The following is a 9,870-nucleotide window of genomic DNA, read 5'->3' as shown; positions in this document are numbered from 1 at the left end:
CGTGACCGTCATCACGCCGGCTGAAGCGCAGGCCCTCAGCACCTTGCAGATGCCGCCTGAACCGGGCACACCATTGCCCTCCTTCAGCCTGAAAGGAGACAAAGGCGAGCCTGGGCCGCATCCCCTGCTCCTCACCGGCAAAACAGGCGGCACAGTTGGGAACATCTGCATCCCCTCTCCGGGCAATCCCAGCGTGCTGATCGACGCTGCCAACACGATGAAGGCCGAGCTGGAGGGTGGCGCACCCTTGTACTACCGCTACTCCGCGACCGAGGTGTACGTCCCCGGCGGCATCGCTCCAGGAGATTTTGCGGCTGCAGACGTGGGGAAGCTGGTGGCGCTCGGTGACACCGGGGGCACCTCAAACCTGATCTTCTATCCACGCGGAGCGCGGCCTGCCTCCCTCGCGCCGAATGAAACCCGCGCCTTTGTGCCGTGCGGCGTGGTGGAGTCCCAGACTCAGTTGCGGTTTGTGGAGGCCCGGAGCCTTCCGCTCCCCGTCCCCGTGGCTCCGACCATCTCGGCCCGCATCACGTTCTCCGCTCAAGGCGCTGACCTCCAGTGGCCCGCTGCTTACGAAACAGGCGTACAGGGCTACCACATCGAGCGCAACCACGAACTTGGTGTGCCTGAGTGGGGCTGGACGCGCCTGACTGCTGTGCCGCAGACGGGGCTGACCTTCCGCAACCTGTGGGCCTGGGAGGGCGAAGCGATTTCCTACCGCGTGCTGGCCGTCCTGGCCAACGGCACCGAGGTGGCGCACGTGACCCTGTCCGGCACCCAATCGGCATTCTCGGCCAATCCTCGTACGACTCAACTGGTGATCGACGATAGCAACACGGTGGCGGGTGCTGAGACGGTCTTTGAGGGCTACGTCTTCGACACCGGCGAGCGGGTGGACTGCATCCGGGTCAACACAAAAAACAAGGTCAGAATCCGGAAGAACAAGGGGCGCACCAGTGGCAACTTCTGTAGCACCAACGGCAACGCGAACGTCGTGCTCGAAGACAACTACGCCTACGGCAAAGTTCCAACCACCAAGAATTACGCTGTGGGACAGTTTTTTGTCGGTGACTACGGTTCCACGCACTCCGAGCGCCGAAACCTCGTGCGGGCGATGGGCGGCACGTCGCTGGGACAGTGGCGCGGGAAGAAAGCCGCTGAGGGCGGGGCGGTCACGACCGGATACGGGAACATCTACTGGGACCTGGCGCGTAAGCGCAGCAACGGGGTGGGCGGAGATTTGTCGAACGACACGATTGTTAGCAAGCACAAGGAGAGCTCCACGCGAGGGCAGAGCAACCCGAACGATACGGACGGGTACACCATGCCCATCGGCCATGATTTCGCCCAGCTCCTCAATCTAAACGGCAACAACAACGCGGACGAAAACCTGCCGGGGCAGTTTTTTGGCGGGCTGGACTGGGCGGGCATCTTCGTGTACTCGACGCACATGAAAAGCCTGATGGAAGACCAGTTCAACTTCTACCTGATCGGTGGTGAAAGCCTCGACGTGCGCGTCAAGCTGCGCGGGTACTTTACGTTCGGGAACCCTGGCAACGGCATCAGCAACACGGGCCAGCGGTGGCAGCCGGGGATGCCGTTCAACATGGGCGGCCAGCGGCAGCCGACGGGCAGTTACATTCCCGGCGCGCCCAAGCCAGCGGGCGACTACAGTTTCCCGTACCAGAGCATGACGGGCGGGTTGCCTGCCGATGAAAAGCACCTGACGCGGTACGCGAACACGGGCGCGTTTACGCTCATCGAGGACTTCTGGTTGGTCGGCCCCGGCACGCAGCTGGGTGCGCAGCACGGGAACAATCACCAGTTGAACCGGGGCAAGGTGATTTTTACGGGCAAGCTGCGGGACGGGACGCCGCTCACGGGCGACCCGCGCATCGGCGTGTACATGAGTGGGGACGCGGGCTTCACGGTCGAGGGCAAAGCCGTGTCGCACAGCCTGGGCATCAGCAACGTTCATACCATCAAGCCCACGAACCTGAACACGCAGCCGCAGGGCTTCGGGGAAGAGTGGACGACGAAGGCGTTGACGTTCGGAAACACGTGCGAGAACCGCCTCGCGACGGCGGCAGAGGAGCGGGCGGCGCACCACCAGTTCCTGCTGTGGTGCCACAACGCAGGCATTCAAATGGGGCCGAACTACGGCACGCCGGAGGTGGTGTACGACTGACCGGAGACGAGCTCGGCAACCGTAGCCCCCCAGATCAGTCCGGCCAGTGCGTTCTCTGTAGCCTGATTCCCGTACCTCTTCACCCGCCCACGCTTCCGGCTGCTGGGCGGTTTTCCATGCCGATTGGAGGCCCATGCACATCCTGACCCTTGCCCTTGTCCTCGCGGCCCCCGCGTGTGGCATCAGCCTGATCCCGCAAGCCACGCGCGGCGTCACGTACACCCCTCTGCTGCAGGTTGCTCGGACGTGCTCCCCGGCCACCGTCTTCCGGGTACGCAAGTCCAGTACGCTCAACACCCGGGCCGCAGGCGCACGCTACCAGCCCATCAAGCCCCAAATCGGCGCGTGGGTCGTCACCAAGACCAGCAGCACCATCCCTGTCAAGGAACTCTCGACGCTGTTCACGTGGCGCTGGGAAGTCTTCGATCCCAAGGTGTGGGACTTGCAGACCGGCCAATTCGGCGCGTGGCTCCCCATCCGCGTGGGACAGCCATGACCGGGGGCGGCGATACCCAAACCGCCCTCTTGGTGGAAGTCCGGGCGGGGCTCGACGGCATGAAAACCTCGGTGCAAAAACTCGAACGAACCGTTCAGGGCGACGTGGACGCGGGCACCCCCTCCCTGCGGCAGGCCATCCGCAGCGTGGCCGATGAGCTGAACACGGAAACCGAAAGCTTGGCCGACCGGATCGACAAACTTGAAAGCGCCAATAACACCCAACAGGCTTACCTGCGCGGCATCACCACGGTCGTCAAGTGGCTGGGGGGCGGCACGTTGGCAGGCTTACTCGCCGTCATCGGGCTGCTTTCAGGCGTGTTTGGAGGAGGCAAATGACCGGTTTAGAAGTTCGCAGTGTCCAGCGCTGGGCACGGGGCGTGGTGTGGGGCGTGATGGCGTGCTTGCTGATTCTCGGCAGCCTGCTCGTCATTCAGACCTACCGCCAAGTGTTCCGCCCACCGCCGTTTACCTTCACCGAGGAGGTGTACCTGCCGACCCGCGGCGACATCTGTCCCGGCGACGTCGTGGAGTTCCGGCCCCAGCTGATCGTCGACCGGGTGCCTACCCTGCTGGTGGTGGTGCGCACGCTCTGGAACGTCTCCGAACAGCGCACGCTGGTGCCAGAAGTGGCCCCCAAGTTTTTCGTCTGGACGGAAGAAGAACGCGGTCAAGGGGTCACCCGGACAATTCGCTACCAATTGCCCAAGACCTTGCCCGTAGGCCTGTATGAGGTGCGCGGCGCGGCCACCGCCTTCAACTCGGACGCCTCGGCCTACCGCGTGCCCTTCGTCATTGCGGCCAGTTGCTTTCAGAAGGGAGACGCATGACCGCATTTTGGCCCACGCTCGATACGCCGACCACCCGCTACACCGTGCAGACCGGCTGCGCTTTCCTGGACGCAGCCTATTACCGGGCAGAGGGCTCCGTTCACCCTGCAATCGACCTCAATGCCGTCACTGGCGGTAATACCGATCTGGGTGACCCGGTACACGGCGTGGATTCAGGCGTGGTGGTGGCCGTGATGTGGGACGGGTACATCGGCGGCATTGTTGAAATCAAACACGAGGACGGCAGCATTTCCGGCTACTGGCACCTGCGGGACATTCACGTCACGCTGGGCCAACGTGTCAGCGGCGGCGACCTGATCGGGCAGATTGGCAAAGGCGCAAAGCTCAACATGGCCGCGCACCTGCATTTCTACGTCAAGAAAGCGGGCGTGGTGCTGGCCCCGAGCCACTGGCCGAGCGCGCACATCAAGAACCGTCAGGCCTGCGAGGCGTTTGTCCGCGAGCACTACCATCCGCCCGAGCATTGGCTGTACGCCCGTGGCGCCAAGCGCACGCTGGCCTCGCTGCAGGCCCTGCGAGGGGCACCAACGACCCGCGTGCTGGTCAACGACGTAGAAATTACCGGGCAACTGGTGCAGCGTCCCGAACACGACATGAGCATCGACGCCCGCACCGAGACCGTGCGCGTGTACCTGAACAGCCGGGAGCCGACGCTGGTCGTTCCCGCCCTGCCCCCCGGCGTCATTCACTGACGCGAGGAGACTGCCATGACCAATATTCCTTTGATTTTGCAGTCCGACGGCACCTATGCGGGCACCCTGCCAAACGGTGACACCATCCGCCTCACTCTCAGCCTGGCGCTCGCCGTGACGGCCGCGGTGGTGGCCACGCCTGCCCCTCCACCGGTGGTAACGCCGCTGCCGCCTGTGGTAGCTCCTGAACCGCCCGTCGTCGTGGTTCCTCAGCCACCAGTGGTCACGCCGCCTGCACCCCCGCCGCCTGTGCTGGTGCCGACGCCGCCCAGCATTCCCCCGGTGCGGCTGCGGCCCACCATGCCAGAACTGCCCAAAGGCAAAGTCTGGGAGAGCGCCATCACGGTCAAGCCGGGAGACAAGCTGGAAGGGCGCTATTTCTGGAATGAAGGCGAGGGGCCGTGCTTCACGTTGCCTGCCAACACGGTTCTGCCGTCCTTCGACAACGTGGTGGCCGTCTCACGCGGGCCAATGTTCTCTGGATGGCGGTCGCGGCTCAGAGGCAAAGACAGCAGCTACCGGATGCTGCCCCCCATCAGAGCAGGCCAGCCGCCCGCGAGGTTCTTCGACCTTCAGGAGTTCATGGACATCGACTGGCACCATAACGATGTGTTTGGCATCGGTCAGGGCCTGTTCCTGACGGGGTACAGCGAGGGCAACCCTCTGGCCCGTCAGTTTGCCGGGAACCCCAGCAAGGGCGACCGCTTCCGGCTCTACCGCAACCACCTCCACAACCCTGACGGCCGCATGAGTGACGGCAAAGGGGGATACATTCGCAGCCTGTGGGTCTCCACCCACGAAAACAATGACCGGCGCAAGGCCATCGGCGGCGTGATTGGACGCGAGGTGTCCAACTACCTCCGGCTGGGGAAGGTGCTGAACGTCCCTGGCATCGTGGAATGGAATCTCTGCACGGCTGACCTCGGCTACACGGTCGAAGACGGACTGGCCTTTCAGGAAAGTTCGGGCCTCTCCAGTGATCCGCTGGTGGTGCAAGACAATTTCGTGGTCAACACGGGCGGCCCGGACTTGGAGTACGTGCCTGGAGTGAGCAAGAGTTACAACGGCTCCAACAAGGTGATCAGCAATCCCACCAGTCCGCAAGACCCCAGGGAAACCGAGTACAGCGGCACGAGTGGGTTGATTGAAGGCGTGGACAACATTCACGCCCGCAACCCGCACGACATTGTGCTCCGGCGCAATTGGGGGATCGGTTTCAGGGCCATCTGGTCGCAGCAGGGCGGCCACCACTGCGAATGGGACGGCAACCGCAGCTACCTCACCGACCGCCACATTGAGGGTGTGCCGTGGGCAGGCGGCCCGAGCGCTTACTTCCAGATGACCAATTACGAACGGCGGGCGAGGCTGGCCACCGACAACGGCCAGGCGATCTTCGACGCCATCCTGTTCAACCGGAACGTGGAATTTAACGCCACTGCCGAAGGCCCGCTGGCCCTGCCTGCCGACCTGAAGACCTACGGCGGCAGCGGCAAAGACAACCTAAAACGTCTGATGGTCAAGGACGGCGGCAGGGCGGCGCTGGCAGAGTGGTGGGCCTTAGCGCACGCCAACAGTCAGTCGGTCGGCAGACGCTTCTAACCCCAATCTTTCGCCTTCTTCCGGCCTTAGACCTCCATGTCTGGGGCCGCGCCCCTGGAGTGTGCTTATGAATCCGATCGTCGCTCTGTTGTTCCTGTTCGTGGTGTCGCTGCTGCCCACGGCTTTCGCGCAATCCCTTGGGCTGCCTGCGGGCATTCCTGCCGAATACACCGCCATCGTGACCGTCATCATCACGGCGCTGACGGGCTGGCTGGTCACGCCCCTGACCGCAGTGGCGAAGAAATTAGGGCGCACCGAAGGCCCCACAACCGTGCTCATCAGTGCAGTGCTGAGCATCGTCATTGCCCTCGGTCTGACCATCATTCAAGCGGCCCTGTCCAGTGGGACTGATCCGCTCTGGCCCGCCGTGATTTCGGCGCTCGTGGGGTGGGTCAAAGCCAACGGCGACTACCTGATGCGCGTGCAGGCCAACACCAAGGCCAATGTGCTGGCAACGGAGTCGGCGCGCGAGCAAAGCGGTGAGACGAAGACTTCAGAGGGTGTTCAGCAGGAGCCGCTACGCCCTTCCGGAGTGGAGGCGATCTCCACGCCTTCGCCTTACTTGAATGGCGTGCCTGAAGGCGCACGTTTGCTGGGCGGCAATCTGGGCGGCGCGGCCCTGGGCGTCATGACGGGGCTGATTTCCTCGCCGCTGCTGGAGGTGGCAATTGGTCTGCTGACGAGTGCCTTCCCCAGCGGCGTACCGAAAGGCTTAGCGGAACGCTTTCTCACCGAAGCCGTTCGCCTCGCGCCGGAGCTGCTGGACGGCGACGGGTACGTTTCCAACGCCGGTCGCCAGCGCCTGAACGGAGTGCTACTGGATATCAAAGCAGGCCGACTTTAATCCACTCGCCCTCGCCTCTTCGCTGACCTTTCCCAGGAGACCTCCAATGAAAAAAGTCTTGTTCCACTCGCTGCTGCTTTGCACGCTCGCCCTCGCTTCCTGCGCCCCGGTGGCTCAACTCCTCCAGCCTGCCGAGCGCAGCACCCTGACCCGCGACGGCTCCAGCCTGGTGCTGACCAATCCCGGCCCGGACGCCCTGACCGGCGACCCGACCAAGCCCACGGACGGCCCCGCCCTGACCATCGACACGTCGGACACGCTGCGCCTCGACGCGGTGGCGCAGGCCTGGTGCACCTCCGAGAAAATCTCGGTTGGCCTGCGCTGGTCATGCAACGTGCCAAACCTGCTGCCGGGCACCCAAATCCGCGTGCGGTTTGAGGACGGCACCGTGATTGACGCAACGGTGCTGGCTTACCGCCCCAGCAGCGGTGTGCGCCCCGTCTCCATCTGGCTGAAGTAAGGAGGCTCCGTGGCCTACAAAGTCAAGCTCGAAAAGGGGCGGCGGGGCGACGGCTTTGAACGGGCCGTCGCCCTCACTTACGCAGGCCCCGTGGTCGGTGGCCAACCCACCCGCATTCCCATGCCGCCCGCCGCCGTCGCGCAGGTGCAGGCCGCATACACCGTCATGCGGGCGCAGTTCAAAGTGGACGCCACCGACGAGGCCGCGCTGATCGAGTTGACCAGCGCGGCGGGCGACCTGCGCATCGAAGCCGCCTACCCGCTCCCGGACGGCACCACTGGCCCGGCCCTCGTGTTCCGTTTTACCCCGCTACACACGGCTAAAGTGATCGACACCTGCGTCTGGGATTTGGAATTCAGCAGTCCCGGTCAGTCGCCGCAGACCTGGGCGCAGGGGACGTGGAGCATTGAGCAGGACGTGACGCGGTGAGCTTGTTGGAGCGAATGCAGCCGGGGGTGAGCTGGACGCCGGGAGTGCTGGCGAAGATGCTGCCCGGCACCGCGCCGGATCCGGTGGCCTCTGCGATTGCAGGCATCCCAGTGGAACAGGGGGTGGCCTTCGTGCCGGTACCGGGCCGAGACGGCCAGAACGTGGATGACCTTTCCCTTGACCTCGAACTGATCTATCAAGTTGCCAAACTTTAAGGAGTGCCATGACCCTTGCCGCCAAATTGACCGCCCTTGCCACTGCCGTAGGCGTAGACATCAAAGCCCTCATCACCACACGGGGCAATCTCGCCGCCCTGACCACCACTGAAAAGACCACCCTGGTCGGCGCCATCAACGAAATCAAGGCTGCTGTTGCCAGTGCCTCCGGCATCAATGACGCGGCCTCGTCCTCGACCAGTAGCTACAGCTCCAGTAAGGTCATTGACCTGTTGACCACGCTGGAGAACAAACTGACCGGTGGGGCCAGTTCCGCGCTGGATACGCTCGGCGAGATCGAAGCGCGACTGGGCACTGACCAGACCGCGCTGGGCAACCTACTCACCGCTGTGGGCAACCGGGTGCGGTTCGATGACGTGCAGAGCCTCACTGCGCCGCAACAAGCGCAGGCACGGGCCAACATCGGGGCGGCCAGCGCTGCGGATACAGGGGACGCGGCGGGCGCTGATCCAGTCGCGGCCTACACTGCCGCCAAAGCCTGATGGGCCTTGCGGAGAAGGTCACGGCACTGGCCACCGCCATCGGTGCAGATGTCAAAACGATCCTGACCAAACTCAGCCTGTTTCCCACACCCACAGGCACGCCCACAGCCAGTACGTTTCTCCGGGGGGATGGAGCGTGGGTGGCCCCAGCGGGCAGCGGCTCTGGGGACATGCTCAGAAGCGCCTATGACAGCAACAATTCCGGCGTGGTGGACAACGCCGAGGCGCTGGGCGGGGTCAGTCCATCGGGATACGCCCGCCGCGATCAGGAAGAAACATTTGCGGGGCGCGTTATCGCCCCGATTGTGCGGATAGACGGAGGCAGCGAGGCGCTGCAACTCAGGGGCGGGGCCGCCGATCACGTCTATATGGGCTTTTATCCCGACACGGAGCAGCCCGGCATCCGTGCTGGGTTTCTGGGTTACGGGGACGCGGGCAGCGCCGTGATGTACGTTGCCAATCAACAGGGGCCGCTCGTCTTGCTGTCTGTGGGTGACGTGACGGTGAACGGGCTTGCGCTCTGGCACGCGGGGAACTTTCAGCCGGGCGTGCCCACACAGTCTGGATCCGTGACAGCCACCGTGCCCAATTCCCGGCTGGAACACCGGCAGACCCTCGCCGCACCGGGTCTGACGCCTGCCAGCCGGGTGGTGTTGAGCCTCGCGCCAGTGCCCGACTCCGCCGAAAACGATCCTGAACTGCTGGACGTGCTGAGCCTGAGTGGACAACCCGGCACCGACACCCTGACCGTGACTCTTGCGTTCGCGTCCCGCACGTCGGGGCCGATCCTCCTCAATTACTTGGCGGTCTGATATGGCAAAACTTTCCTTAGACAGTACGGGGCTGACCCAGCATCCGCGTGAAAACCTCTCTGTGGCGGGAATGCTGGCCGCTCTGAACGCTGTGCTCGATTGCCGCTCGGACGGCTGCGCGACCGTCTCGCTCGACGTGCGCGGCACGTTTAGCCTCACGCTCCAGGTGCAGGGCACCGTGGACGGCGTGACCTGGGTGCCCTTGCCCATGCGCTCGCTGACCTCTGCCGCCTCCAACAGTGCCGTGCTCAGCATCACGGGCAGCACGGCGGGTCTCTGGACAGGCAGTTGCGCGGGCTACACCCAGCTGCGGGTGACCTGCACGACCTACACCTCTGGATCGGCAGTCGTGACGTTGGCGGCCTCGCTGGGCTATATGGACGACTATTCGCGCAACGGCAGCGTGACGCCGCTGCTGGGCACGGCAGTGGGCGCGGCGGGCGCGGCGTTGACGCTGACATTGGCTGCTCCAGGAACGGGCCTGCGCCACTACCTGACGTACCTGGCCATCAACCGGTTTGCGGCGGCGGCCCTGACCGCAGCGGCGGTGCCGGTCACGGTGACCACCACCAACCTGCCCGGCCCCCTGGCCTTCAGCTTCGGAGCAGAGGCGGCGGCGCAGGGTACGCTGGATCGCTGGCGCGAGGACTTTGCCGCGCCGCTGGTGTCCAGTGCCCAGAACACGGCGACGACCATCGTGTGCCCGGTGACCACGGGCGTGATCTGGCGCGTGACCGCCGGGTACTACGTCGCGCCGTAAGGCAAATTCAGCGGATGCG

At 64.4% G+C, this 9,870-nt stretch carries 13 protein-coding genes; all 13 read left to right on the top strand.

Translation table 11 applies throughout. The annotated features are described in order from the left end of the window. Position 1: 1 nt before the first annotated feature. The 13 genes from M1R55_RS29155 to M1R55_RS29095 all read left to right on the top strand — a co-directional run bounded on the left by M1R55_RS29155 (position 2) and on the right by M1R55_RS29095 (position 9,851). On the top strand, positions 2–2,191 hold the full coding sequence (locus tag M1R55_RS29155) for a hypothetical protein (protein WP_249396618.1): 2,190 nt from the start codon (positions 2–4) through the stop codon (positions 2,189–2,191). A gap of 133 nt (positions 2,192–2,324) precedes the next feature. Next, positions 2,325–2,687: a hypothetical protein gene (locus tag M1R55_RS29150; RefSeq protein ID WP_249396617.1), complete on the top strand. Its 363-nt coding sequence runs from the start codon at positions 2,325–2,327 to the stop codon at positions 2,685–2,687. After that, on the top strand, positions 2,657–3,025 hold the full coding sequence (locus M1R55_RS29145) for a hypothetical protein (protein WP_249396616.1): 369 nt from the start codon (positions 2,657–2,659) through the stop codon (positions 3,023–3,025). Before M1R55_RS29150 ends, M1R55_RS29145 begins: the two co-directional genes overlap by 31 nt. Further along, positions 3,022–3,516, top strand: a complete 495-nt coding sequence (locus tag M1R55_RS29140) for a hypothetical protein (protein WP_249396615.1) — start codon at positions 3,022–3,024, stop codon at positions 3,514–3,516. The genes M1R55_RS29145 and M1R55_RS29140 overlap by 4 nt, the downstream gene beginning before the upstream one ends. Next, on the top strand, positions 3,513–4,229 hold the full coding sequence (locus M1R55_RS29135; RefSeq protein WP_249396614.1) for a M23 family metallopeptidase: 717 nt from the start codon (positions 3,513–3,515) through the stop codon (positions 4,227–4,229). Before M1R55_RS29140 ends, M1R55_RS29135 begins: the two co-directional genes overlap by 4 nt. Before the next feature lie 15 nt (positions 4,230–4,244). Continuing rightward, positions 4,245–5,828 carry a hypothetical protein gene (locus tag M1R55_RS29130; RefSeq protein ID WP_249396613.1) on the top strand — a complete coding sequence of 528 codons (1,584 nt, stop codon included), beginning with the start codon at positions 4,245–4,247 and terminating at the stop codon, positions 5,826–5,828. 67 nt (positions 5,829–5,895) lie between these two features. After that, positions 5,896–6,672 (top strand): hypothetical protein, encoded by a 777-nt coding sequence (locus tag M1R55_RS29125; RefSeq protein WP_249396612.1) that lies wholly within the window; start codon positions 5,896–5,898, stop codon positions 6,670–6,672. A gap of 46 nt (positions 6,673–6,718) precedes the next feature. Next, a complete protein-coding gene (locus M1R55_RS29120; protein WP_249396611.1) occupies positions 6,719–7,132 on the top strand; it encodes a hypothetical protein in 414 nt (137 codons plus the stop codon). Positions 7,133–7,141: 9 nt separating this feature from the next. Continuing rightward, positions 7,142–7,561, top strand: coding sequence for a hypothetical protein (locus M1R55_RS29115; RefSeq protein ID WP_249396610.1), 420 nt, complete (start codon positions 7,142–7,144; stop codon positions 7,559–7,561). A 14-nt stretch (positions 7,562–7,575) separates the two neighbouring features. Further along, positions 7,576–7,776 carry a hypothetical protein gene (locus M1R55_RS29110; RefSeq protein WP_249396609.1) on the top strand — a complete coding sequence of 67 codons (201 nt, stop codon included), beginning with the start codon at positions 7,576–7,578 and terminating at the stop codon, positions 7,774–7,776. Between the two features lie 8 nt (positions 7,777–7,784). Next, positions 7,785–8,279, top strand: coding sequence for a hypothetical protein (locus tag M1R55_RS29105; RefSeq protein ID WP_249396608.1), 495 nt, complete (start codon positions 7,785–7,787; stop codon positions 8,277–8,279). Beyond that, positions 8,279–9,091, top strand: coding sequence for a hypothetical protein (locus M1R55_RS29100; protein ID WP_249396607.1), 813 nt, complete (start codon positions 8,279–8,281; stop codon positions 9,089–9,091). Before M1R55_RS29105 ends, M1R55_RS29100 begins: the two co-directional genes overlap by 1 nt. A gap of 1 nt (position 9,092) precedes the next feature. Continuing rightward, complete coding sequence (locus tag M1R55_RS29095; protein WP_249396606.1) at positions 9,093–9,851, top strand: hypothetical protein; 759 nt, start codon at positions 9,093–9,095, stop codon at positions 9,849–9,851. Positions 9,852–9,870 lie beyond the last annotated feature (19 nt).

This window comes from Deinococcus sp. QL22 (assembly GCF_023370075.1).
Taxonomy (GTDB): Bacteria; Deinococcota; Deinococci; order Deinococcales; family Deinococcaceae; genus Deinococcus.
Note: the sequence above shows the minus strand (reverse complement) of the source record. Positions and strands in the feature narration are given on the sequence as shown.

What these genes read in the sequence shown, in the direction of transcription:
- M1R55_RS29130 (WP_249396613.1), top strand. Translation starts at nt 4,245, where the DNA reads ATGACCAATATTCCTTTGATTTTGCAGTCCGACGGCACCTATGCGGGC.
- M1R55_RS29095 (WP_249396606.1), top strand. Translation starts at nt 9,093, where the DNA reads ATGGCAAAACTTTCCTTAGACAGTACGGGGCTGACCCAGCATCCGCGT.
- M1R55_RS29110 (WP_249396609.1), top strand. Translation starts at nt 7,576, where the DNA reads ATGCAGCCGGGGGTGAGCTGGACGCCGGGAGTGCTGGCGAAGATGCTG.
- M1R55_RS29125 (WP_249396612.1), top strand. Translation starts at nt 5,896, where the DNA reads ATGAATCCGATCGTCGCTCTGTTGTTCCTGTTCGTGGTGTCGCTGCTG.
- M1R55_RS29120 (WP_249396611.1), top strand. Translation starts at nt 6,719, where the DNA reads ATGAAAAAAGTCTTGTTCCACTCGCTGCTGCTTTGCACGCTCGCCCTC.
- M1R55_RS29150 (WP_249396617.1), top strand. Translation starts at nt 2,325, where the DNA reads ATGCACATCCTGACCCTTGCCCTTGTCCTCGCGGCCCCCGCGTGTGGC.
- M1R55_RS29105 (WP_249396608.1), top strand. Translation starts at nt 7,785, where the DNA reads ATGACCCTTGCCGCCAAATTGACCGCCCTTGCCACTGCCGTAGGCGTA.
- M1R55_RS29100 (WP_249396607.1), top strand. Translation starts at nt 8,279, where the DNA reads ATGGGCCTTGCGGAGAAGGTCACGGCACTGGCCACCGCCATCGGTGCA.
- M1R55_RS29140 (WP_249396615.1), top strand. Translation starts at nt 3,022, where the DNA reads ATGACCGGTTTAGAAGTTCGCAGTGTCCAGCGCTGGGCACGGGGCGTG.
- M1R55_RS29135 (WP_249396614.1), top strand. Translation starts at nt 3,513, where the DNA reads ATGACCGCATTTTGGCCCACGCTCGATACGCCGACCACCCGCTACACC.